Source organism: Methanosphaera sp. ISO3-F5 (assembly GCF_034480035.2).
In the GTDB taxonomy this organism is placed as follows: domain Archaea; phylum Methanobacteriota; class Methanobacteria; order Methanobacteriales; family Methanobacteriaceae; genus Methanosphaera.
The window spans coordinates 524,357-548,738 of sequence record NZ_CP118753.2; the positions used below are offsets into that span (position 1 = coordinate 524,357).

The 24,382-nt window shown below is 31.4% G+C and carries 22 protein-coding genes; 10 read left to right on the forward strand and 12 right to left on the reverse strand.

The window, feature by feature from the left end; translation table 11 throughout:
• Positions 1-6: 6 nt before the first annotated feature.
• Genes PXD04_RS14195 through hisS form a run of 4 tightly spaced genes read right to left on the reverse strand, consistent with a single transcriptional unit; the run spans position 7 to position 4,328 of the window.
• The gene (locus PXD04_RS14195; RefSeq protein ID WP_323735490.1) at positions 7-765 is read right to left on the reverse strand and encodes a sugar phosphate isomerase/epimerase family protein; all 759 of its coding nucleotides are present in this window, start codon (positions 763-765) and stop codon (positions 7-9) included.
• A 12-nt stretch (positions 766-777) separates the two neighbouring features.
• On the reverse strand, positions 778-2,634 hold the full coding sequence (locus PXD04_RS14200; protein WP_323735491.1) for a PINc/VapC family ATPase: 1,857 nt from the start codon (positions 2,632-2,634) through the stop codon (positions 778-780).
• Positions 2,635-2,647: 13 nt separating this feature from the next.
• Positions 2,648-3,031 carry a phosphoribosyl-AMP cyclohydrolase gene (hisI, locus tag PXD04_RS14205; RefSeq protein WP_323737441.1) on the reverse strand — a complete coding sequence of 128 codons (384 nt, stop codon included), beginning with the start codon at positions 3,029-3,031 and terminating at the stop codon, positions 2,648-2,650.
• A gap of 16 nt (positions 3,032-3,047) precedes the next feature.
• A complete protein-coding gene (gene hisS, locus PXD04_RS14210; protein WP_323735492.1) occupies positions 3,048-4,328 on the reverse strand; it encodes a histidine--tRNA ligase in 1,281 nt (426 codons plus the stop codon).
• A 298-nt stretch (positions 4,329-4,626) separates the two neighbouring features.
• Between hisS and aroE the strand changes: the two genes are divergently transcribed.
• Entirely contained in the window at positions 4,627-5,478 is an 852-nt protein-coding gene (gene aroE, locus PXD04_RS14215) for a shikimate dehydrogenase (RefSeq protein WP_323735493.1), read from the forward strand.
• Between the two features lie 6 nt (positions 5,479-5,484).
• Here aroE and PXD04_RS14220 read toward each other — a convergent pair whose 3' ends face one another.
• The gene (locus tag PXD04_RS14220) at positions 5,485-7,260 is read right to left on the reverse strand and encodes an MJ1255/VC2487 family glycosyltransferase (protein WP_323735494.1); all 1,776 of its coding nucleotides are present in this window, start codon (positions 7,258-7,260) and stop codon (positions 5,485-5,487) included.
• 144 nt (positions 7,261-7,404) lie between these two features.
• Here PXD04_RS14220 and PXD04_RS14225 point away from each other — a divergent pair, with 144 nt between their 5' ends.
• Positions 7,405-8,040, forward strand: a complete 636-nt coding sequence (locus tag PXD04_RS14225; protein WP_323735495.1) for a site-2 protease family protein — start codon at positions 7,405-7,407, stop codon at positions 8,038-8,040.
• 44 nt (positions 8,041-8,084) lie between these two features.
• Here the strand turns inward: PXD04_RS14225 and PXD04_RS14230 are convergent, their stop codons facing one another.
• The 5 genes from PXD04_RS14230 to PXD04_RS14250 all read right to left on the reverse strand — a co-directional run bounded on the left by PXD04_RS14230 (position 8,085) and on the right by PXD04_RS14250 (position 12,929).
• Positions 8,085-9,134, reverse strand: coding sequence for a hypothetical protein (locus PXD04_RS14230; RefSeq protein ID WP_323735496.1), 1,050 nt, complete (start codon positions 9,132-9,134; stop codon positions 8,085-8,087).
• A gap of 63 nt (positions 9,135-9,197) precedes the next feature.
• Positions 9,198-10,112, reverse strand: a complete 915-nt coding sequence (nadA, locus tag PXD04_RS14235; protein ID WP_323735497.1) for a quinolinate synthase NadA — start codon at positions 10,110-10,112, stop codon at positions 9,198-9,200.
• 64 nt (positions 10,113-10,176) lie between these two features.
• On the reverse strand, positions 10,177-10,938 hold the full coding sequence (locus PXD04_RS14240) for an MTAP family purine nucleoside phosphorylase (RefSeq protein ID WP_323735498.1): 762 nt from the start codon (positions 10,936-10,938) through the stop codon (positions 10,177-10,179).
• 4 nt (positions 10,939-10,942) lie between these two features.
• Positions 10,943-12,391, reverse strand: a complete 1,449-nt coding sequence (locus PXD04_RS14245; RefSeq protein ID WP_323735499.1) for an RtcB family protein — start codon at positions 12,389-12,391, stop codon at positions 10,943-10,945.
• Between the two features lie 109 nt (positions 12,392-12,500).
• Positions 12,501-12,929, reverse strand: a complete 429-nt coding sequence (locus PXD04_RS14250; RefSeq protein WP_323735500.1) for an archease — start codon at positions 12,927-12,929, stop codon at positions 12,501-12,503.
• A gap of 314 nt (positions 12,930-13,243) precedes the next feature.
• Here PXD04_RS14250 and PXD04_RS14255 point away from each other — a divergent pair, with 314 nt between their 5' ends.
• Together PXD04_RS14255 and PXD04_RS14260 are read left to right on the forward strand one after the other, a co-directional pair.
• Positions 13,244-13,414 carry a hypothetical protein gene (locus tag PXD04_RS14255; protein ID WP_323735501.1) on the forward strand — a complete coding sequence of 57 codons (171 nt, stop codon included), beginning with the start codon at positions 13,244-13,246 and terminating at the stop codon, positions 13,412-13,414.
• Positions 13,415-13,437: 23 nt separating this feature from the next.
• Positions 13,438-13,560: a hypothetical protein gene (locus PXD04_RS14260; RefSeq protein WP_323735502.1), complete on the forward strand. Its 123-nt coding sequence runs from the start codon at positions 13,438-13,440 to the stop codon at positions 13,558-13,560.
• Between the two features lie 36 nt (positions 13,561-13,596).
• On the opposite strand, the gene PXD04_RS14265 is transcribed toward PXD04_RS14260, so the two are convergent.
• Together PXD04_RS14265 and PXD04_RS14270 are read right to left on the reverse strand one after the other, a co-directional pair.
• On the reverse strand, positions 13,597-14,721 hold the full coding sequence (locus PXD04_RS14265) for an ORC1-type DNA replication protein (RefSeq protein WP_323735503.1): 1,125 nt from the start codon (positions 14,719-14,721) through the stop codon (positions 13,597-13,599).
• Between the two features lie 28 nt (positions 14,722-14,749).
• The gene (locus tag PXD04_RS14270; RefSeq protein ID WP_323735504.1) at positions 14,750-15,571 is read right to left on the reverse strand and encodes a UbiA family prenyltransferase; all 822 of its coding nucleotides are present in this window, start codon (positions 15,569-15,571) and stop codon (positions 14,750-14,752) included.
• A gap of 214 nt (positions 15,572-15,785) precedes the next feature.
• On the opposite strand from PXD04_RS14270, the gene PXD04_RS14275 reads away from it, so the two are divergent.
• The 6 genes from PXD04_RS14275 to infB all read left to right on the forward strand — a co-directional run bounded on the left by PXD04_RS14275 (position 15,786) and on the right by infB (position 24,298).
• Positions 15,786-20,168 carry a right-handed parallel beta-helix repeat-containing protein gene (locus tag PXD04_RS14275; protein WP_323735505.1) on the forward strand — a complete coding sequence of 1,461 codons (4,383 nt, stop codon included), beginning with the start codon at positions 15,786-15,788 and terminating at the stop codon, positions 20,166-20,168.
• Positions 20,169-20,556: 388 nt separating this feature from the next.
• The gene (gene rpl7ae / locus PXD04_RS14280) at positions 20,557-20,928 is read left to right on the forward strand and encodes a 50S ribosomal protein L7Ae (protein WP_323735506.1); all 372 of its coding nucleotides are present in this window, start codon (positions 20,557-20,559) and stop codon (positions 20,926-20,928) included.
• A 234-nt stretch (positions 20,929-21,162) separates the two neighbouring features.
• Positions 21,163-21,369, forward strand: coding sequence for a 30S ribosomal protein S28e (locus tag PXD04_RS14285; protein ID WP_011406230.1), 207 nt, complete (start codon positions 21,163-21,165; stop codon positions 21,367-21,369).
• Between the two features lie 75 nt (positions 21,370-21,444).
• Positions 21,445-21,603 (forward strand): 50S ribosomal protein L24e, encoded by a 159-nt coding sequence (locus tag PXD04_RS14290; protein WP_011406229.1) that lies wholly within the window; start codon positions 21,445-21,447, stop codon positions 21,601-21,603.
• Entirely contained in the window at positions 21,600-22,052 is a 453-nt protein-coding gene (gene ndk / locus PXD04_RS14295) for a nucleoside-diphosphate kinase (RefSeq protein ID WP_323735507.1), read from the forward strand. The genes PXD04_RS14290 and ndk overlap by 4 nt, the downstream gene beginning before the upstream one ends.
• Before the next feature lie 404 nt (positions 22,053-22,456).
• A complete protein-coding gene (infB, locus tag PXD04_RS14300; protein ID WP_323735508.1) occupies positions 22,457-24,298 on the forward strand; it encodes a translation initiation factor IF-2 in 1,842 nt (613 codons plus the stop codon).
• Positions 24,299-24,382 lie beyond the last annotated feature (84 nt).

Here is a 24,382-nt window from a genome sequence, read left to right on the forward strand (position 1 = left end):
CTCCTTTTACAATACATTAATTTCCTTCAAATAATCCACACTTTTACGTATTTGATTAACAGAATAAACTTCAATAACACAAATATCATCATACCTCTGTTTTTCAAGAATGTTAAATATACCTTCAAAATCTATATTATGAGTACCAAGAGCATCATGCATATCATAAGAACCATCATTATCACTTAAATGAATATGATGAATAGAATCACTCATAAACATCTCATCCACACTAAAACCATTATTATGTGCATGACCAACATCAAGCGTAATACCAGAATGAAGCTCATTATCCACTAAATCATACAAAGCTTCAATATTAGTATATAACAATCGTTCAAGCAGGGGCATATTCTCAACACACATCATAACTCCATACTCCTCAGCCTGTGACTGCAAATATTTTAAAGATTCAAGATTATACTCCAAAATTTTATCAGTAAACTTCAAAGCCATAACAGGAATAGAACCCGGATGAACAGTCACACGATTAGCATCTAACTCATTAGCCTTTCTGAATGCACTAACCATTTCAGCATTAGATGCATCCCTAATCTTATCAATATGTGAAGCAATATTAATATCAGACATAGGAGCATGAACACTAATGCCAAGATCATAATTAGAAACATCATCATAAGTCACATGCTTGTAAGGATACTCAGTAATTATTTCAAGATAATCTAATTTAAGTCCAGTAACAAAGTCTAAAATATTCTCTATTTTAGCAGGATACAATCCTAATGTTGAAACACTAATTTTCATGATAATCATCTTCTAGAATAATTCTTCATTTCTTAAACGAGCATATACAGGTTCATCTCTTTTCATAGCTTTAATAATAATTTCAGCCATTTCAATATCCTTCTTAAGCCGGATATTTGCCTTTTTACCAACAGTAGCAGTAAACAAGTACTCATCTTCCACAATAATATCATAACTTGAACCAATATCTTCCTTATTAAAATTCAATGAAAGATAATTGCCAGAAACCTTGACATTAATAGGAATCTTATTATCAATTTCTTTAATTTCAAGTGTAGTAACTTCTATACTTATACCTGCTCGTTCCTCAATCTGTGAAATAGTTCTTCCATTTTTACCAATCACTGCACCAGTATGGTCTTCATCAATTTCAAGCAATACTCTGTTAGGTGAAATTAATGAAACTTCCATTATGGCATTAGGAGCAACACGATCAACTTCTTTTCTAATAACTTTTTCAACAATCTTACTAACAGGACTTTTCTCTTCTTCCTTATCTTCAGATTCTTCTCTTGTCTTGTTAACATCCATTACAATTGTCTGTTCACCATAAGTATAAATCTCATAGAATAATTCGCCGGTTTCAAAGTCTTTAATCTCAATAATCGGTCTTGAAAGATCTGCTTCAAGCATACCTGTAGGAACTTTCACAGTTAACTCGATAGAATAAACTGCATTAATTTCTCCTTTATCAATATAAATTGCAGTGTCAATAACAGAGGGTATAATTCCCAGTTCTAATCTTCCAATAAATCTTTGAACTGCATCAATAGCTCTTGTGGCATGTACTACTCCAATCATACCCACTCCAGCTAATCTCATATCGGAGTATATTTCAAAGTCCCTGGTTTTTCGTACTTCGTCAAATATTGTGTAATCTGGCCGTACAAGTAGAAGAATGTCTGCTGTATTTTCCATGTCTCCTTCTAGTGGTGCGTACTGGGTTATGTTATCATCAAGGTTAAGATCTCTTGGTGATTCCATGGTTTTTACTATCTGCTCCATGTCATAGTAATAGTATTCTGCTAATGCTTGTGCGAACGTACTTTTTCCTGCTCCTGGTGAACCTGCAACTAGAATACCCTTGGCCTGGTTTGATAATCTGTCCATTAATTTTTCGGATACATTATAGTCATCAAGGTTAAGTTTATTCACTGGTTTAATTGCAGTAATTTCGAATCCGTCCGAAAATGGTGGTTTTGCTATTGTTACTCTAAGGTCTCCAAATTGTATGACTGTAGCACCTTTTTTATCAATTTCTATGAAGCAGTCATGTCTTAGTTTTGCTTGTTCTGTTACTTCTTTTGCAATTCGGTCAAGATCCTTGTATCTGAGTGGAACATAGTCTATTTCTACTAATTCTACATGTCCGGGTGTTCCTCGTTTACCTATTGGTGTCGTGTTTTCTCTTAGGTGTACTGAGGACATGTTTTCTGTGAAGAAACTTTCTAGTTCTGTTTTTTCAAGAGTTACTGGTCCTTCTTTTTCGAAGAATATTGTTTCTATTGCTTGTGTTTCTGCAATGTCTCTTTGTAGTTTGTCACTTGTTACAAGTATTGCATTATATTTTCTTGCAACATCTCGTATCATTGCATCTATTTCTCCACCACTTGCAATTGATATTTCATCTAATTGTGGTCTTCTTCCTACAAAGTTTATGCTTATTTTTCCTTCTTCACTTAGTTGTCTTATTTTTCTTATTTCTTCTATACCTTTATATCCTAATTCTTTTCTTCTGTTTGCATGATTTTCTATTTCTGATAATACTGCTTCTGGTATGAGTACTTCTGCGTCTGGGTATTCGTCCTGTATTAGTTCATAAAATTTTTGGTCTATGAGTATGCTAGTATCAGGTACTAGTTTTGTCACTATTTCACCTCCCTTAGTTGTATGTTTCGTCTGGATTAAATATTAGGTTAGTATTTTCTTCAATGTTTTTTCCGTCAGGGGATATTTTCCTGTAAAAACAGGAGTAATGTCCTGTATGGCATGCTCCACCGTTTTGTTTGATTTTGAATATTATTGCGTCCATGTCACAGTCGAATAGTATTTCCTTGACTTCTTGAACATGGCCTGATTCTTCTCCCTTAAACCAAACACTATTCCTGCTTGTACTAAAGTAATGAGCTTTACCTGTTTCAATGCTTTTATTGAAAGCTTCTTCATCAATAAATGCAACCATCAATATTTCATTACTTTCATAATCCTGTGCTATAGCTGTAGCTAACTTTTTTCCATTTATTTCGTGTCTGAAGTTAGGTTTAATCATCCACATCACCAAACTAGTGTGATAATCTTTCTATAGCATCATCTAAAGAAATCGTTTCCTGTTCTCCACTAAGCATATCCTTAAGTGTAACAGTATTATTTTCAACTTCACTCTGACCAATCATAATAACATTGCTGATATTATTGTTATTCGCATAAGATAAATTCTTTTTAAGTTTTTTACCTTTAAGATCAATATCAGTAATAATATCATTGCTACGTAACTTCTGAGCAACTCGTATAGCATCTAATTTAAAATCTTTCTTAATAGGAACAACAAGAACTTTATTATCATCATTACTTTCATACGCGAGGTTCTGCCTATGATAAGCTTCCATAATACGATCAAAACCAAAAGCAAAACCTGTAGATTCCACTTCTTCAGAATCAAAGAGTGCAGTTAAATTATATGTTCCTCCACCAGTAATCTGTTTTTCAGCTCCTAAATCAGGAACATAAACTTCAAACACAATTCCAGTATAATAGTCAAGTCCACGAGCAATAGATAATTTAACAGTATACTCTTCAAAACCAAAAGTTTCAACAACTTTCAAGGTTTCAATTAACTGACAGACAGCATCATAACTCTCTTCAATATCTTCCACAGAAGCTTTAAGATCTTCAAGGTCTCCTCGTGAACCATTAACATTAATAATTTTATTTATAATGTCCTTATACTCATCAGTTACACTACAATCATCAAGTAATGAGTTTAGTAATTCATAATCCTCCTTATCTATACTTGCAATAATTGAGGTAATATCTTCAGCGGAGATATTTAAATGATTAAGAACACCTTTAATAATACCAAGATGTCCTATGGCAACCTCATAATTTTTAATACCTACTTTACTCAGAGCATCGTTTGCCATGGCAATAATCTCTGCTTCATTATAAACTGGAGTTCCGCCAATAACTTCTATACCAAACTGCCAGAACTGCCTGAAACGTCCTGCTTGTGGTCTTTCATACCTGAAACAACTACCAAAATAATACATTTTCAAAGGTTTTGCTGCTTTCTGAAGGTTATTATTATATAATCTTGAAACACTAGCTGTAAGTTCTGGTCTAAGAGCTAAATCTCTTCCACCTTTATCCTGAAAATGATAAATTTCTTCCTTAATACCTTCACCACTTTTGGTAGTGAATAATTCCAAATCTTCAAAAATAGGAGTTTTAATCTCTTTAAATCCGTAATTTTCCACAACACTACGAATAGTGTTTTCCACATATTTTCTTTCTTCCATATCCTCAAATAGGAAGTCTCTAGTTCCTCTAGGTTTATTAAATTCCATATATATTACAACTCTACGATTATTTTAATGATATAATGTTATCATTAATTCCTTTCTCTATTAATTAATACATGTAATACTTACACATAACTATGAAAAAATAGTATGGATAAACAAGGCAACATACTAAAGTAATAGGGTAAAACAGTAATCCATAAAAAAAATAAACATCCACTTAAACAAGTAATAAATGATAAAACCCACTTAAACAGAGATTTATAATTACTTACAAATTACATAAATATATATAATTAATTATATATAGAATTTTACTCTAAAACGATAGGAATAAGTAAAGATGATAACAGGAAAAACCAAGATAACAGGAGTTATAGGACATCCTATAGAACATAGTATGTCACCACCAATGCATAATAATGCATACAAACAACTAAATATGGATTACGTCTACGTAGCATTCCATGTTCAACCAGAAAATATAGAAAAACTAATAAATTCATCAAAAACACTGGATATTAAAGGATTAAATGTAACAATACCACATAAAACCACAATAATACCATACCTTGACGAAATAGATGAAACAGCAGAAAAAATAGGTGCAGTTAACACAATACAATTCAAAAACGGAATAGCAAAAGGATATAACACAGACGGAATAGGTGCAATAAAATCAATACAAGAACACACCACCCTACAAGACAAAAATATTTTAATCATAGGAGCAGGAGGAGCATCAAAAGCAATATCATTCACATTAATCAACGAAAACATCAATTCATTAACAATAGCAAACCGTTCACAAAACAATGCAGAAAACCTGATAAACAACATAAAAAAACAAACAGAATTCACAAACATAAACTATCAACAAATAAACAACGTCGACGAAATACTCAATCAAACAGACATAATCATAAACACCACACCAATTGGAATGTATCCCAATCATCAGGTAAAACCACCAATAAAAACAGACAACATAAACAATAAACATGTGGTAATGGACATAATATACAATCCACTAGAAACACAACTACTAAAACAAGCAAAAGAAAATGGAGCAACAACAATAAATGGAACAAGTATGCTAATAAATCAAGGACTAGAATCATTCAAAATATTCACAGGAAAAGAAGCAACATACGAATCATTCGAAGAAGCCTTACTAGGCCAACTTAAAAAATAATAAGAGTTACATATAGAATAATTCTTCTATAGTACTTTTAAGAGTTTCAAGAGTCTCAACATTATCATGATGTTTATCATACTTCTCTTGAATATTTTTTCTATAAACTTCAACTTTTTCTAAGAAATTATCAAGAATTACTTGATTAACACTATCATGATGTTCACCATAACCTAAACGGTCAACAAACATCGCATTAAGAATTTGCTCATACTGTTTATTAACAGGAATACTCAGCACGGGCTTTTCTAACTGCAATGCTTCAGTAATTAAGGAAAAACCACCATTAGTAATCACACATTTAGCATCTTTAAAATCCTTAAATAACTGTTTTTCAGTAAATGATCTAAACAATACATTACCGTCACGTTCATCCTTATGAAAACCGTAAACAATAAATTTCTTATCAGAATTCTCTTTAAGCAACTTAATAAGCTGACTATTGGAGTCGCTGGTCTGATAAACAAGAATATAATCTTTAACAGTTGGTGTAAGAGCATATATTTCGTCACGAATTATTGGATGAACATACATGGTTGTATTCTCATTTTTTAGTGGAGGATAAAAATATGAATAAATTAATGTTCTATCCGCTCTTTGTATAAAAGCATGCACGACCGCTTCAGCAAAAAGTTTATCCTTAGCATACTTGGTAGGAGAATCATACTTAGCTTCAGTAATTACATGCATATTATCAATAGATAATAAAGGAATACTAAGAATATGTGACAATAGGTTTGCATAAAACTCAAAATCAGAAATAATCAAATCTGGTTTGAACTTCTTAGCTAACTTATACATCTTATTAATATTATTCTTCAAATCACTAGGAACATCCTTCATATTATAAACAAAAGTCTTCTTATAACGTGCCTCATTGTCTTCGTAAACAGTATTAAAGCCACTAATCTCATAAACATTCTCAAATTTGTTACTAAGATACTTGTAAGCCCTGTCACTAGCAAAAACAATCAAGTCATAACCCTCATTAATAAGGTATTCTATAACCACAGCACTTCGTATAGCATGACCTAATCCTTCACCACATAATGAATAAAAAATTCTGTTTTTCTTTCTATGAACGCCATGTTCAAAACTATAATCTAATTCTTCTAGACTCACTTTACTTCCCACCATCTGTCTTGCAGTACTTTTAGCATACTTCAATGTAATATCCTTCAAACCTTCCTCTTCTAAACGTCTTGTAGAAATAAGCAAACGTGGTTTCTCAAGAACTTTAAATCGACTTATTTTACCAATACGTTCAATATAATCAGTATCTTCACCAAAATCAAGGGTTTCATCAAAACCATTTACTTTTTCATGAAGTGATTTATAAGTTAAAATACCATAACAACCAGCACCATGAGGTTTAATCTCTGAAATCTGTTTAGTCATATAATTAGCAAATTCATGGGTTAACTGGTTAATAAAGCTCTTCTCTAAAGGCACGATCTGTGTAATTGCAATTCCGAGATTATGTAATTCGAACTCTTCAACAGCAGATGAAATATAATTATTTGTTAAAACGGAATCAGCATCCAAGAAGAGTAATAATTCTCCTCTAGCAACTTTTGCCCCATTATTACGTCCCACGCTAGGTAAACCCCCTGGAACAACTTTACAACCATATGATTCGGCTATTTCCACGGTTTTATCCGTTGAATTAGCATCTGCAATTATCACTTCCAAATCATCAAATTCCTGTCTTTGTATACTTGTTAACAAGTTTGGAAGAAATTCTTCCTCATTATATGAAGGTATAATTATACTAACTTTCATCAAATCACATCTAAAAGTAGGTTTATGGAAAGTATCAATTTAAACTACTTTAACTATTTATTATTTATAATTAAAATTACTTCCTAAAAAACTATTAATCAGTATATTAAAATATTTAATTAAAAAATATTAAGAGGATTAAAAATGATAACATTTTCAAGAGAAGAAATTAGAGATATTATCATAGCAGTAATAGCTTTAACAATACTTTATGCATTATCTGTTACAAGACCTTTTGGATGGTCAATGGATAGTTTAATGTTATTTATACCAATTTCATTTGTAGCAGTAGGCATAGGATTTATATTACATGAACTTGGACACAAAGTAGTAGCACAACGATTCGGATTCTTCTCAGAATTTCGTCGATGGGACTATGGTCTGATACTGGGATTATTGTCCATACCCTTTGGTTTCATGATATTTGCTCCTGGAGCAGTATACTTCGGATCTTATGGTAGGATGGTAACAACAGAAGAAAACGGTAAAATATCCATAGCAGGACCAATCGTAAACATAATATTAGCATTATTCTTCTTAGCTTTAACATTAACACTTAGACCATACTTATCAATGCAAAATGCTGGAATGATGTACGTACTATTATTAACATTAGTACTGGCATTTAATGTAAACAGTTTCCTAGCAGTATTTAACCTGCTGCCAATACCACCATTAGATGGATCAAAGGTTATTCAATGGAATTTACCCATATACATTGTTACAATGATAATAGCAGCAGTACTAACATACATATCATATACCATTAATTTATTCTAAAAAAACATTCCTTTTTTCCTTATTTTTAAAAAAATAGTAAATAATTAAGACCTATTTTGTCTTAATCTCATAGTAGGATTATCAAGATACGTGTAAAAGTTCCACGACATGAACGTTAAGTCACATTTACCCTTAAACTTGGTGAACACTTCCTGAATCAACTCTTTATCTGGTGTACTGCTATTCATTGTATAAACTGTTAAGTCACCATTAACCACGACATTCGTAACATTAAATTCTGTCATATCAACAGGTTCTGACTGGTTAACAACAGTTAAAGTATGTACTTCAGTATCGCTTCCACCAACTTCAATAATCATGGCAAGCAATAAAATATAACCCATAATAACCACGGGTTTAACAAAATATTTTAAACCAATCTTACCATTAGAATAATAAGCTAATAGCATGAACCCTATTCCAATCAGGAATGGTTGAGAAAATATGCCACCATCAAGCAAGCCTATTAAAGCAACAACCAAAGCAACACTAGCAACAATCCTATGTAAATCCTTCATATCACATGAACCAATCAGTCCAAGAATGTAACAGACAGGCCAAAACACTACAATAACCAAAACATAAGGCATTACAAGTGGAAGGATTGATGAAGCAGTATTAACATGTCCTGGAACAAAATACTTGGCAAAGAAACCTAAAACAGACTTATAAGCATGAGAATGCATAGGACTACTAGTACTAGTAGAAGAACTCATAGAAGTAAGAATTGTATAAAATGATACTCCAAACTGTTGCCTAATATATGCTTCAATAAGTAATCCAATTAATGCACAGGTAATTAAAAGAATAATTGAGAGCTTAATATACTTCAAATGATAATCTTCACTTTTATAAAGAAATTTTTTAACTTTTTCGTTATCTCTTATAAAAGAAGACAATATAAGAGTCACTGCAAGTAACCATAAAAACAGTACAGTTTTTCCCTCAGAGGAACCTTCCAATAAGGGCCAAAGTAGCTGCGTAACAAAGGAATCAACAGAATCCGTAAATAATATGATAAAACCTAACAATGCAAGAACAATACCTGCAATCAATGTTTTATTCAATGAAAATTTAAAATCATTTAATTCCATTTTCTTGACAGCTCCTCCAATTTAATTAAAAAAAAAGTAGTTAAAAGATGAATATCTCTGAAATTAGGATAAATCTAACATTCTCTGAATTCCAACACGAGCCTTATCAGCAATATCCTCATCAACAGTAACTTCATACTTTTCTTCTTTAAGTGCATCCCTAACCTTTTCAAGAGTAATAAGTTTCATAGTAAGACAAAATGCGTCACGTCTTAAAGGATAAAATTCCTTATCAGGGTTTTCTCGTTTAAGTCTGGTAGCAAGATCTATCTCAGTACCAACAACTAACTCCTTAATTTCAGGATCCTTAGCAAGTCTTACCATTCCACCAGTACTTTCAACATAATCTGCAAGAACTCTTACATCATCATTACATTCTGGATGAACAACAATCTTAGCATCAGGATGTTTTTTCCTAGCTTCTTCAATATCCTCTGGTTTAAACATTGTATGTACATAACAATGCCCATCCTCTGGAACTATAATAGCTTCTTTACCTGATTCTTTAGCAGAGTATGTTCCAAGATTATGATCCGGAGCAAATATGAAATCATCACCATCTAATGATGAAACAATTTTACCCGCATTTGCTGAAGTACAAACTATTGTAGCTTCACTCTTGGTTTCTGCCCTACTATTAACATATAACACAACTTCACTATCTGGGTGTTGTCTTTTTGCTTCTTGAAGTTCTTCTAATGAAATCATATCTGCCATCTGACAATTTGCCCTATTATCTGGTAATAAAACTTTCTTGTCTGGATTCAATATTGCAGCAGTTTCTGCCATAAAATTAACACCACAGAATATTATCATATCTGTGTCATCAACATTACTAGCTTTAATACATAATTCCAAAGAATCTCCTACAAAGTCTGCAATTTCCTGTATCTCTTTTGGTTGATAATTATGTGCCAATATTATAGCATTTTTTTCTTGTTTAAGATTTTCAATTTCCTTTATAATTTCATTAGTCATACTCAACCCCTTCTATTATTTAACTCTTTGAAATTAATATAATTTTTTTAACATAAATAATTTATTAGATTATTGCATCATTTAAAGTATTTTGACATTCACAAATCAAATTTTCATTAGTATTTTTAATGCTTTTTGTAATTATCTTGATTAGTTTTTCTTCACAATCCTTCATCGCATCAATAACTTCTGTAGTGGTTAACTTATGTGGGGATATTGATGCAGCATAGTTAGTAACAGCACAAATGCTACTATAGCACATCTGCTTTTCTTTTGCTAGAACCACTTCAGGTACGCCAGTCATTCCTACAACTTTACCACCAATCAATTTATAGAATTGTATTTCTGCGCCTGTTTCAAATCGTGGACCTTCAGTAGCAATATAAATTCCATATGGATGAACTTCACCAGATTTTATTAATGTTTGTCTTAAGTTTTCACAGTATGGTTCCGTGCAGTCAATATGTACAACTTCCTCGTCAAAGAATGTTGACACTCTGCTATGTGTAAAATCTATGAAATTGTCTGGAATTAACAAGTCACCTGGCATGATGTTGGTATCAAGAGAACCCACTGAGTTTGTGGCATAAACTTGTTTTACTCCAATAATGTTTAATGCTTCAATGTTTGCTCTGTAATTAATTTTGTGTGGGGGTACACTATGACCCTCACTATGGCGTGGAATGTAAGCAACTTCTTTATTATCAATTTCCAGAATACTGATAAGCGGAGCTTTTCCATATTTTGTGTCAATCATTTCCTCTCTTATCAGAGGATATGTTTCTTTTAATGAGCTGGTACCAGTTCCACCAATAATGCCGATCATCTGATTACCCCTTAATTACACCTAAAGGTTTCATTTGTGCTACAAGTTTACTAATGCCTGCTTGGTCAGCAGTTTTAACAACAGCATCAACATCTTTATATGCATTAGGTGCTTCTTCTGCTATAACTGGCTGTGAATTTGCTTTAAGAATAATTCCTTTTTCTCTTAATTGTTTCTGTATTTCTTCCGGTGAAAATTCACGTTTTGCACCAGATCTGCTTAGTACACGACCTGCACCATGTGCTGTTGAACCAAATGTTTCATTCATTGCATTTTCTGTACCTGCTAAAACGTATGAACAAGTACCCATAGTTCCTGGTATAAGTACTGGTTGACCATAGTCACGATATTCTTGTGGGATTTCTTTTTGTCCCGGACCGAATGAACGTGTTGCTCCTTTTCTGTGAACATAAACTGTTTTTGTGAGTTTGCCTACTTTATGTCTTTCTCTTTTTACTATGTTATGGGCAACATCATATAGTACGTGCATTCCTAGACTGTCTGCATCTTTTTTGAATATGTTTTCGAATGTTTCTCTTGTCCAATGTTGAATCATTTGTCTGTTTGTCCAAGCATAGTTTGCACCTGCGGCCATTGCATGTAAATATTTTTGTGCTTCATCAGAATCTATTGGTGCACAGGCTAGTTGTCTGTCTGGTAGGTTCATTTTTAATCTTTTTGCGGTTTTATCCATTTCTCTCAGGTTATCTGCACAGATTTGGTAACCACATCCTCTTGAACCTGTGTGAATTAGGATTACAACTTGATCTTTTTCCAGTCCATAATTTTTTGCTGTGTCTTCATCGTAGATGTTATTAACTGATTGGATTTCTAGGAAGTGGTTTCCACTACCTAGTGATCCTAGTTGTGGTATTCCTCTTCTTTTTGCTTTTGTACTGACTGCATCAGGGTCTGCTCCTTTCATGCAACCATTTTCTTCAAGGAATTTAAGGTCTTCTTCCCATCCGTATTCGTTTTCTATGGCCCATGTTGCACCATTAAGTAATACTTCATCAATTTCTGATTCTTTTAAATGTTTTATTCCGTTACTTCCTAATCCGGATGGTATTTTCTTGAACAGTTCATCAACTAATTCCTGCATGTGTGGTTTAACATCTTCTTCTGTGAGGTTTGTTTTTATAAGTCTTACTCCACAGTTAATATCAAATCCTACTCCGCCGGGACTTATTACTCCATTGTTTTCTGCAAATGCTCCTACTCCTCCTATACTGAATCCGTATCCGAAGTGTATGTCTGGTAATCCTATTGATCTTTTCTGTATTCCTTCAAGACAGGCTACATTTGCTACTTGGTTTATTGCACTGTCTTCTATTGTTTTTGCGGATTCATCATCTAAGTATATACGAGCTGGTACTCTCATATCTTTTCTGGCAGATGATGGAATTTCATATACTCCATCTCTTATTTTTTCTAAATCTTGCTTACCTACCATTTTTATTCACTCAGTTTTATTGTAAATTGATTAAGTTTCATATAATTTTTTTTTTTAATATTTTATTTATCTATTTTTAATATCTGTTTTTATCAATATTTTTAATTTTTTATAAATCCACGATGAACTTAATTTTTATCTGGTCTTCTTTTTTTTCTATGTTCATTTCATGATAGGTTATGGCTTTAACTTCTGTTTTATAATTGTATATTGTGGTGTCATAGGTATCTCCCATTATTTTGCCTGTTAGTAAATATTCGTTTTCTTTTTCTGTAATTTTTATATTATATTGTGATGCCATGAAATTTTCACTATCTAATAATATTAGTAGTTCGGTTATCCAATCATATAATAATCCATATTCGTCCTCGGATGTTAATGTAATCTTTTTTGTTATTTCTGGCTTAATCTTCTCTATGTCTGTTATTAAATTTAATGTAGCTAATGCTGAGTTTTCGAATGCTTTTTCTATATTGTTGGATGTTACTTTGATTCCTATATCTGCTGTTGTATCAAAATATTTGAATTTGTTTGTCATATGTTTATTTTTCGTTCTTATTCTTAAATCAATTTTTTTATTTTATTGTTCTATTTTTCAATATTTTTTTTTGGGGGGTATGTCCTGGTTTAAATTGTTTTTATCAAAGTGTTACTATTACTTTTCACATCCACATACATTACTTCTCAAGACCCCATTGATTACTTACCAAGACCCCTTATTACTTACCAGGACCCCTTGGATTTCATTTATATTAACAAAAAAATATACCCAAATTATAGAAACATGAAATAAAATCCGTAAAAAAAATCCATCTCCACGGATATTATTTTTTAAAAAAATAGGTGATAAAAATGTTTAAAAATACAAGACAAAACAAAATAAGGACTCTAGAACCAAAAAAACAATTCATCAACAATGACATCAACATAAAAGAACTAAACATCACAGCAATAACAACAATCATAACAGTATCTACACTATTCCTACTATCACTAGAATTATTTGTCATAACAGGAATATAATCAAAAAACATACGAGGAATAAAATGATAAAACCACAAAACACACAAAAAACAATAAAACACAAAAACTCAAAAAAGAAAAACATTGGAGAAGAAAACAAGACCTTTAACACAATACTCAAAAATGAATACTATATAATATACTAAACAATCAATACTCTTTTTTCTACTTAACTCTTATTACTAAAGATTATCTTTAATCTCCTTAGTATCAAAACGTAAAGTAATATATCGGGAATTACCCTTATTACCTGAACCAGTATAATTAGTATCAATCAAACGTAAAAATTCCAACTTATTAATAAGCCTATTATAAGATGTATAACCTATCTTATTTTCACGATTATATAACTTATACAAATCACCAGAAGTAATCTCTTTCTCATTAACTCTACTAATAAACTTAAGAAGATTCTTCTCATTAGAAGAAAGAGTATCTAAAATATAACCTAAACTAATACTACTGGCAGACTCAATAGCCTTATCAACATCTTCCCCAGAAATTATGCGAGAAGCATTCATCTCAGCATTATTACCACTCATACGAAGCAAATCAATACCTAAACGAAGATCACCATACTCCATAGTAAAATCAGTAATCCTCTCCAATAAACTATCCTCAATAACATCAGGGAAGAAACCAAGATTAGCTCTTTCTTTAAGAATATTAAAAGTTTCACTATAATCATACGGTTTAAAATTAATCTCAGTAGCATTAAAAATGGAACCAACATTCTTATCCAAAATATACCTGAAATCAATATCAGATAAAACAGCAAAAATTCCCGTACGAACACCATTAAAAGACTCATGAGCCCTTAAAATATCATAAAAAATTTCACTAATCAAATTTCCATGAAACAAATGATTAATATCATCCAATGCAACAATCAAAGCCTTTTCAGAATCATACAATTCATTCATAATATTATTATATACTCTTGCAAAAGGAACACCAGTCTCAGGAGGAGTATGACCAACAACTTTCTTATGAATCTGAGAAAAAATATCAAACTTAGTCGAATGCAACTGACAATTCACATACACACATATAATCTCATCATCACAATCACTCTCAGCCATCTCAAACAACTTCTTAATAGAAGTAGTTTTACCAGTAGCAGGAGGACCTAAAATAAGATTATTAATAGGTTTTCCCTTCATTAAAGCAGGCCTTAAAGATAAAGCCATTTCTCTCATCTGTGGCTCTCTTAACTTAAAATTTTCAGGAAGATAATCTGAATTAAAAACAGTCATATCCTGAAAAATTGTTTCATCATACATTAAAATATCATTTAAATTATCCACTTCATTTCTCCTCCATAAAATTATTTTATTATATTATACTGCCCACCGCAAAAGATATGAATGCAACAAACATCCCAATCTTCATAAGTTTTGAAACTCTATGCATATTCTCTTTTTCCTGATTTTTCAATGCAAGCACAGCAGAATAAATGAATATTATATCAGCAACTAAAACTATTACAAGATACACAACACTAAACACATTATAAATATATAATACTGGACTAAGCAAACAAGTCAATATATTTAGTACAACAGCTAACATAACTGCATTTCTTGAACCATACACAATAGGTAAAGTACGAGCATCCTCCTCAAGATCTCCCTCAACATCCTCTGTATCCTTAATAATCTCACGAGACAAAGTCATAAGAAAAGCAAAGAAACCTAAAAAGATACCTAAGTTAACATCCCTTGTAATAAGCCCACCATAAACAAAGGTTAAACCAGTAAGCAAAGCAACAGTAACATTTCCAATAAGACACCTCTGCTTAAAATCATAAGCATAAACTATCATTAACAATGAACAGATAATAACAGTAACCCCATTTTCAAAGGAAATAAAGAAACCAAGAATTGTTGCAATAACAAAAAGTATTAAACTATAATACAATGCATGTTCTAGTTTAATCTTACCAGAAGGTATTGGCCTATCAGGCTTGTTAATCTTATCAATTTCATAATCACAATAATCATTAATCGTGTTACCTGCTCCAGTAGCCAAAAATACGCTAATAGCTCCTAAAACAATTCCGAAAGAAAAAGTTTTTCCAATAATTGCCATCAGAACCACAGCAATCAAAGCCATCACAGCATTACCAACACGCAAAATTTCAATGTACGGATTCATAATACAATTCACTTATAAATTACTTATAATATATTATATGTACAATTTATTTTAAAATGATTTGTACAAAAACTCTAGTTAATTAGAACAATCATTACAGTTAATCAAAAAATTAATGATTAAATATATGTCAAATAAATTCAATATATATCATTTAAGATATTACAAAAGAGTAATATCTACATGTTGATAATAGAATAGGAGGATAAAAAAAATGGTGAACAAAAAAGCAATATTCACAGTTGCAATGCTGCTAATAATACTAACAAGCCTAACAATAATCAGCGCAACAAACACAACAGACGACAACACACACGACATATCACCACAACAAATCAAAGAAACACCAACAACACACACAAACAACACAAAAACAATACACAAAGACACAACACAAAAAACAACACAAACAAAAAAAGCAACAAGCACAGTAAATAGCTATTCGGGATTACTAACTGAAATTAGTAATGCTAAAACATCAACCGACGATGAATACATAATAAATTTAGAAGAAGGAGACTATAAAATTTCCACACCAATAACATGGTCCGGAAGTCAAAACACAAAAAAATTAACAATCAACGGTAATGGAAACACAATTGACGGTCAAAATTCCAAAACATTTCTAACCATAGGGAAGGATTATACAATAATCTTAAACAATATAACTCTATTAAACTGTCAAGGGGGAGCTAGTGGTAATATAAAAAATAATGGAAATTTAACAATTATAAATTCCACATTTAAAAATAATAAAGCCTCATATGGTGGAATAATGGTAAATGAGGGAAATGTGGTAATAACTGATTCCTTCTTTGAAAGTAATTCTGCTGAAATGGATGGTGGAATCATATATAACCCTGGTGGTAATTATGATATTACTATGAAATTAACAAATTCCAAATTTATTAAAAATACTGCTAGAAATGGTGGAGTAATAGCAAGTATCGAAGCATACCCTCTCGATTTGGAGATTAATCATTGTGAATTTGATCAAAATAAAGCTAGTGATTATGGTTCAGCAATAGCAGTTGCTGATGAAGAGATGGAGGGTCCTAATAGAATTAAAGTAAGTAGTACTGATTCCATATTTACAAATAATTCTGCTGGTCATAGAGCCACAATATATATTGGTGAATTAACTGCTAACTTTAAAAATTGTACTTTCATTGATAATAAAGTTTCCGCTAGGGGAGGAGCTATTTATAATTATTTCTCCCAATATTCATTTACTGACTCAAAATTCATCAATAACACCCAAACAGGCGAAGAGGATAACTATGCTGGTGCAGCAATATACCATTATGACAATCAGTATCTATCAACTATTGACAATTGTACTTTCACCAATAATAACGCTTCAGGAAAAAAAGGTGGAGCAGCAATATATAGTTATGGAATGATTGATATAAACAATTCAATATTTAATAATAACTATGCGAAGACAGGTGAAATCATATACACCCAGGATACACTCTCCATAAATAACACCAGCTTTTCAAATAATAACGCAAGCGGTGGAATAATAAAGAATGTGGATAAGTTAGTAGTTAATAATTCAAATTTTACTGAAAACGAAGGTGGAATCACTGCTGGAATTTATAGTCGTTCAAATTGTAATGTGTCCAATACTAGATTTGTAAAAAATAAAGGAATGAACACAGGATCCATTTATATATACTCAGGAAATTCAATAATCCAGAACTCTTCTTTCATCAATAATACTGCCCAAGAATGTGGTGGAGGAATAACTATTCACGAGGCCGATGTATTATTAAATAATTCATTATTTGAAAATAATGAAGCTACTGATCCGGAATTAGGTTTTGGAGGAGCAATAGCTATCGAAGAAAATTCCAATGTCAACATTACAAACTCAAATTTCACAAAAAATAAGGCAGATTTTTCCAGTGCAATATCTAATGAGGGAACAACAAATATTAGCTTTTCCAAATTTTATTTAAATACTGGAAAAGATATTGGTGCAATAGAGAATAAGGGAAACTTATACCTTTATGATTCAGAATTATCAAATAATACTGCCAAAGATGGTGGAGCAATTTACAACAAAAAGAATTTAACCATAGAAAACTCAAACTTTACCAAAAACTCTGCAGCAGACAATGGTGGAGCGATTTATAGTGTATCAGATAGTACTATAAACCTTAAAAATACAAATTTCACCGAAAATAATGCAACAACAGGAGGATCCGTGCTAATATTAACAAGTTCATATATACTCACAGATAACACTTTCAGAAATAACACGCCTGAAAACTTTGGATTAATAGAAGATCAAGGAAGGGAGATAATAAAAATAATCAATTCTGATGCTTATCTTAAAGAACCAGAATATGAGGTTGAAATTAAAATTAATTATATTAGTCAGGGAACATATGGTTGTTATAATGGTTTATTTGATGAATATGATATTACAGAAAAAGATTGCACATATACTTTAATCATGACTAACCCAAATAATGAAACTAAATTCAAAGATAACACTTACTTCTATTATATACCTAAAATGAATACAACTACAAACATTATGGAAAAAAATAATGTCTTAGGAAATGTATCAATTAAAGTAAATGTTACAGATAAAATGGATAAACTAGTTGAAAACGGATTTGTAACAGTATATGATGAAAACAATAATTTATTAGGAGCTGCCCCTTTAGGTAGTGGAGCAATAACAATACCATTAAATATTAAAGAAAAAGGAACTTACACGATTAACGTGTCTTACTGGGGTAATGAAATATACAACCCATCCAATAAGACAGATACCTTAACTGTTATTCCAGAAACAATGATTGAAATAGATATCTTGAATAATACTGAAGGTAATGTTACAATAAAAGTTAATGCAACAGAAAAAGACGGAACTCCATTAAAACAACAGGAAATTAATATTACTCTACCTAATGGTACACAAATTACTGAAAAAACTGATGATAATGGTATAATTACTGTTACAGATACAACAGTTGAATCTGGTGAAAGAAGTGTGGAAGCCACAATTGAAGATAGTGATGATTTAATGGGAAGCACCAAGTCAAAAGATTTAACTGTAATACCTGACTATCAGAAGATTATAGATGAAATGAATGAGACAATTCAAGATTTGAATGGTACTGTTCAGGAGCAGAATCAGACTATTCGGGAGCAGAATCAGACTATACAAGACCAAAACAAAACAATAAATGACTTAAATAACAAGATTAAAGAATTAAATAATACAATAAAAGAGTTAAATGAAGAAATTAATCTTTTACAAAATGAAATTGATAAATTAAATGAATTAATAGATTCCTGGAATAAAACAACAGTCATAAGGGCAGTTCCTGAAAACAACACTGTTGGAGAGACAAAGGTTGTAGTTATACTGGATAACAAATTAGAAAATCCAATTACAAACGCACAGATAACAATTAAAAACAAATCAGGAGAAACAATAGGAATAGGAAAAACAGATAATAAGGGAATAGCAGTAATACCTGTTGATACTTTACCTGGAACAGAAAATATCACTGCAATTTATGCAGGAAACAACAAGTACACAGCAAACAACACCACAGTTAGCATAACCACATATAAAATCAACACAACATTAACTGTAGAACCTATAAGCGGTATAATCGGTGAAGACATTAAACTTATTGCACACATTAAAGATGCCAATAATAATTTAGTTAGTGGTGGAAACCTTGTATTCAAGCTTAATGGTAAAACATTAAGAACTGATGGTAGTTTCAACAGTACTGCTCCGGCATGGAAATTCAAAGTTAACAATGGATTAGTGACAATTACTATCAATGCAGATTTATACTTAAGAAATGCTAAAAATTTAACAGCATCATATAGTGGTTCATACAAATATAATGAAGCAAAAAGTGATGTTGTAACAGCTCAAATCAAGAAACGTGATGCTAAAATTGCAGTAACTGCAACACCATCTAAACAAAAACAATATAAAACAATAACTTTCACAGCAAAACTCTCTGATACAACACCAAATTATAAGAATAAAACAATGATGCATACCGGTACTAAAGTATTATTTAAAGTAAACGGTAAAACAATTAAAGATAAAAATGGAGCAAACTTACTTGTAAAAGTAAACTCAAACAATACTGCATCATATAAGTACACAGTACCTCAGGGTATGGGTGGTGTAACTAATGATGGTAATGTGCGTGACTATAATGTTGAAGCAGTGCTTGTAAGTGATATTTATTATCCTGACACTAGAGGTACCACGAAATTTAATGTTGAAAGAAGTCCTATTACGATAGGTATTAGTAAAGTTACTGTTAACTCTAAGAATCAGTTAAGTGTTCAGGCATCTATCAAGGATTATAAGAATAATTATGTGATAGGCACTAACAATGTTAATATAAAGATTAATGGTAGATCTTATGTTAATGCTAAAACTAATAAGACGCAGAACTTCAAGGTATCTGGTGGTAAAATTAATTTAAGTAAATTACAAATTAATAAGAGCATTAAGATTAAAAGTGTCATGATAGTTACTGGTGCTAGACAGGCATATCTTGGTCAACGTAATGAAACTAGTAAGATTGTTAAAGTTTAGTTCCCATTACTTAACCCCCCTTTTTGACAATTTTTTTTTTAGATTTTTTATTTTATATTTTATTAATGCCTATTCATCTTGGGCATAACTTTATATTATAGTAAAGACATAGTATTAAATAACTAATTTTTAACATACTTAAAACTGTGAGCGAATGAGTATCACTCATTAAGGAGTTTTAAATTAGAATATTTTTTATTATATAAATTATATTTTTTAGAATGGTCATTTAATCAGACAACAGGAGTTGAAATTGTTGTTGCTGTTTGATTATTATTTTTATATAATATGATAAGTTTTAAAACATTTAATTTTAGGATTAAGGCAATCATTTTTATCTCTTGAAATGGATGGTTAAAAAACCAGATGATAATTGGAGGACAATTAAATGGCAAATTCAGTATATGTAAAATTTGAAGTACCAAAAGAAATAGCTGATAAAGTTTACGAAGCTTTAGAAATAGCAAGAGACACAGGTAAAATCGGAAAAGGAACCAACGAAGTAACTAAAAACATTGAAAGAAACAATGTTGCATTAGCAGTTATTGCTGAAGATATTGAACCAGCAGAAATCGTTGCACACTTACCAATTTTAGCAGAAGAAAAAGAAATTCCTTACGCATACCTTCCAACCAAAGAAGAATTAGGTGAAGCTGCAGGACTTAAAGTTGGTACCGCATCAGCTGCAATTATCGATGCAGGTGAAGGTCAAGACTTAGTAAACGAAATCGTTGAAAAAATTGCAGAACTCAAAAACTAATCAGATTGGAGTAAGCACTATATAAAATAAGTAATCTTACTTAGAAGGGAACTCTCATATATATTTTAAATTTTACAATAATAAGATAAGTTTGATATAATAAATTAGATATTCTTGTATAAAAGGGTACTCTATTATTAGAGGATTTATTCTTTCTAAATTTTTTTAATATATCTTGGTGTCACTTCGGTAAATTATTTTTTAGTTAACCAATCAAAATTTTAAGGTGATTATATGGAAGACGGTACTCCAGCTGAAGTTATCGAAGTTTTAAAAAGAACAGGAATGACTGGAGAAGTAATGCAAGTAAAATGCAGAATACTTGATGGAAGAGACAAAGGAAGAATACTCACTAGAAACGTTATGGGAGCTATCAAAGAAGGCGACGTTTTAATGTTACTAGATACAATAAGAGAAGCTAAAGAAATCAGAACTCCATAAGTATAGGAGTCTTTTGATTAATACTTTTTTATTGTTAAGATATTCTTTTTTAAAAGAATTTTTAGGAGTTTAAAAATGAGAACATGTTCATTCTGTGGAGAAGAAATTCCAGAAGGTACAGGAAAAATGTATGTCCGTAGAGATGGATCAATTTCTTTCTTCTGTAGTAGTAAATGTGAAAAAAATAATAAACTTGGTAGAATTCCAAGAAAAGTTAAGTGGGTTAAACAATGAAACAAAGAACATTCGCCATGTTAAAACCTGATGCAGTTAAAAGAAGATTAACAGGTAAAATTTTATCAAGATTTGAAGAACGTGGTATTAAAATAATAGCAGCTAAAACTCTTATGATTTCAGAAGAGCTTGCAAAAACTCATTATGGTGAACATAGTGAAAAACCATTTTTCAATGATTTAGTTTCATACATTACCTCTGGACCAGTATTTGCTATGGTCTTAGAAGCTGATGATGTAATAGCTCAAGTAAGAAGAATGGTAGGAGCAACAAATCCTAAAGAAGCAGATGTTGGAACAATTCGTGGAGATTATGCTATTGATCTTGGACGTAATGTTATACATGCTTCAGATTCTGAAGAATCCGCAGTAAGAGAAATAGGTTTATTCTTCGATGAATCAGAATTCTGTGATTATGAATTACCTGATGAAGATATTATATATGAATAAGAGCCATAAGAATATATTTCTTTTATTTGCTCTTTTTGCTATTATTGTAATGTAGATATAGTAATATTGAAGTTTAATAATGTAATCAATAACTTCAAAACCCTAATAAATATTTATTTTAATTTGCGCAAATAATAAAAAAAAATAAAATATCTACTTATTGATTAGTATAGGATGATTTCAATATTCAAATAAGTATATGTTCTACAACAAGGTAATAAAAAAAGTGATACATTTTATTTAAGTTTTTTCAGGGAACATTCAAGTGATTTCTCAGTATTTCAGAAGTTTAATATGGAAAAATAGAACACTAACTTATTTAACCTACTGTTAAATAATACATAAATTTTAAAGCCTGTAAAACATTGTTTTATGGGATAAGATGATTTTTAGGGGATAAGAAAATGAAAACTAGATCACCTATAGTGTCAGTTTTAGGTCATGTAGACCATGGTAAAACAACGCTTCTTGATCATATTAGGGGAAGTACTATTGCATCTAAAGAAGCTGGTGGGATTACACAGCATATTGGTGCAACAGAAATACCTATGGATGTTATATCATCAATTTGTGGTGAGTTCCTAGAAAAAATGAAGATAGAAGACAGACTTCCTGGTTTATTCTTTATTGATACTCCGGGACACGAAGCCTTTACAACACTACGTAAACGTGGTGGATCTTTAGCTGATTTAGCTATTTTAATAATGGATGTTAACGAAGGTTTTAAACCTCAAACATATGAAGCTTTAAACATATTAAAAACATCAAAAACACCGTTTGTAGTTGCTGCAAACAAGATTGACAGAATTCCTGGATGGAACTCTACTGATAACGCATCATTTTCTGAAGTAGTACAAAATCAACATTCAAAAGTTGCATTTGATTTAGATCAGAAACTATATGAAATAGTAGGAGTATTACATCAGGAAGGATTTGAATCAGAACGTTTTGATAGGGTAAGTAACTTTGCAAGTCAAATAACCATAGTGCCTATAAGTGCACGTACCGGTGAAGGATTACCTGAACTTTTAACAATGCTACTTGGTTTAGCATACCAATACTTAAGAGAACAGCTTCAAATAGAAGAGGATGCACCAGCATCAGGAACAGTTCTTGAAGTAAAAGAAGAAAAAGGTCTTGGATTAACCATAGACACAATATTATATGATGGAGTTCTTAATAAAGACGACCATATTATGATGTTAACAAAGGATAATAAAGTCATATCCTCCAAGATTAGAAGTCTTCTCAAACCAAAGGCATTAGAGGAAATCAGAGAATCCAAGACAATGTTCGAGGATACTGATCAGATTGTAGCAGCAGCAGGAGTAAAAATAGTTGCTCCACGTGTAGATGATGTAGTATCAGGTTCACCATTAAAAGTAGCTAATGATGACAACTTAAGGATTGAGGAAGAATTATTATCTGAAGTGGATAATATACGTATTCAGACAAGTGATGTTGGTATAATTGTTAAAGCCGATACCCTAGGTTCTCTCGAAGCACTAGTTAACATACTTGATGATAAGGATATACCTATAAAATCTGCAGAAATAGGCGATATTTCACGTAGAGATATCATTAATGCATCAATCATGTATGAAGAGGATACTAAATATGGGGTAATAGTAGCATTTAATGTAAACATATTACCATCAGCAGAACAGGAATTAGCAGACCAGGATATCAAAGTATTCCAGGATAAAGTAATTTATCAATTAACTGAGGATTACATTGAATGGGTTACAACAGCAAAAGAACGCCAGAAAAACGAAAGATTACAATCACTTGTACGTCCAGCAACAATACGCATAATGCCAAAACTAGTATTCCGTAACAGTAAACCAGCAATTGCCGGAGTAGAAATAATGTCTGGTATAATTGAAAGAGGTGCTGTATTAATAAACAATAAGGGAAACTATGTTGGTCGTGTAGAAAGCATGGAAGACAATGGTGAAAGCCTACCAAAATCAGCAAGAGGATCAAAAGTCGCAATGGCAATAGCCGATGCAACATTTGAAAAAGATTTTGAAGAAGGAGACATCTTATACGTAGACATGGATGAACGTAACTTCATGGCAGTAATCAATGAATTAGGGGATAAGTTGTTAGATGATGAGCTTCACACACTAGATGAGCTTAAAGAAATTAAACAACAAGTAGAAGATCCAAACTGGGGAGTAGTAAACACTGACTGGAGTGAACTGGACACCCTAGATGAAGATGAATACGAAGACTTCTACTAAAAAAAAATATTATATTACAATAACAAAAAAAATGTAGGAATAAGTAACTACAAAAAAAAACAATACTTAAAAACAAATAACGGA

What these genes read in the sequence shown, in the direction of transcription:
- PXD04_RS14195 (WP_323735490.1), bottom strand. Translation starts at nt 765, where the DNA reads ATGAAAATTAGTGTTTCAACATTAGGATTGTATCCTGCTAAAATAGAG.
- hisS (WP_323735492.1), bottom strand. Translation starts at nt 4,328, where the DNA reads ATGGAATTTAATAAACCTAGAGGAACTAGAGACTTCCTATTTGAGGAT.
- aroE (WP_323735493.1), top strand. Translation starts at nt 4,627, where the DNA reads ATGATAACAGGAAAAACCAAGATAACAGGAGTTATAGGACATCCTATA.
- PXD04_RS14220 (WP_323735494.1), bottom strand. Translation starts at nt 7,260, where the DNA reads ATGAAAGTTAGTATAATTATACCTTCATATAATGAGGAAGAATTTCTT.
- PXD04_RS14225 (WP_323735495.1), top strand. Translation starts at nt 7,405, where the DNA reads ATGATAACATTTTCAAGAGAAGAAATTAGAGATATTATCATAGCAGTA.
- PXD04_RS14230 (WP_323735496.1), bottom strand. Translation starts at nt 9,134, where the DNA reads ATGGAATTAAATGATTTTAAATTTTCATTGAATAAAACATTGATTGCA.
- nadA (WP_323735497.1), bottom strand. Translation starts at nt 10,112, where the DNA reads ATGACTAATGAAATTATAAAGGAAATTGAAAATCTTAAACAAGAAAAA.
- PXD04_RS14240 (WP_323735498.1), bottom strand. Translation starts at nt 10,938, where the DNA reads ATGATCGGCATTATTGGTGGAACTGGTACCAGCTCATTAAAAGAAACA.
- PXD04_RS14245 (WP_323735499.1), bottom strand. Translation starts at nt 12,391, where the DNA reads ATGGTAGGTAAGCAAGATTTAGAAAAAATAAGAGATGGAGTATATGAA.
- PXD04_RS14250 (WP_323735500.1), bottom strand. Translation starts at nt 12,929, where the DNA reads ATGACAAACAAATTCAAATATTTTGATACAACAGCAGATATAGGAATC.
- PXD04_RS14255 (WP_323735501.1), top strand. Translation starts at nt 13,244, where the DNA reads ATGTTTAAAAATACAAGACAAAACAAAATAAGGACTCTAGAACCAAAA.
- PXD04_RS14260 (WP_323735502.1), top strand. Translation starts at nt 13,438, where the DNA reads ATGATAAAACCACAAAACACACAAAAAACAATAAAACACAAAAACTCA.
- PXD04_RS14270 (WP_323735504.1), bottom strand. Translation starts at nt 15,571, where the DNA reads ATGAATCCGTACATTGAAATTTTGCGTGTTGGTAATGCTGTGATGGCT.
- PXD04_RS14275 (WP_323735505.1), top strand. Translation starts at nt 15,786, where the DNA reads ATGGTGAACAAAAAAGCAATATTCACAGTTGCAATGCTGCTAATAATA.
- rpl7ae (WP_323735506.1), top strand. Translation starts at nt 20,557, where the DNA reads ATGGCAAATTCAGTATATGTAAAATTTGAAGTACCAAAAGAAATAGCT.
- PXD04_RS14285 (WP_011406230.1), top strand. Translation starts at nt 21,163, where the DNA reads ATGGAAGACGGTACTCCAGCTGAAGTTATCGAAGTTTTAAAAAGAACA.
- PXD04_RS14290 (WP_011406229.1), top strand. Translation starts at nt 21,445, where the DNA reads ATGAGAACATGTTCATTCTGTGGAGAAGAAATTCCAGAAGGTACAGGA.
- ndk (WP_323735507.1), top strand. Translation starts at nt 21,600, where the DNA reads ATGAAACAAAGAACATTCGCCATGTTAAAACCTGATGCAGTTAAAAGA.
- infB (WP_323735508.1), top strand. Translation starts at nt 22,457, where the DNA reads ATGAAAACTAGATCACCTATAGTGTCAGTTTTAGGTCATGTAGACCAT.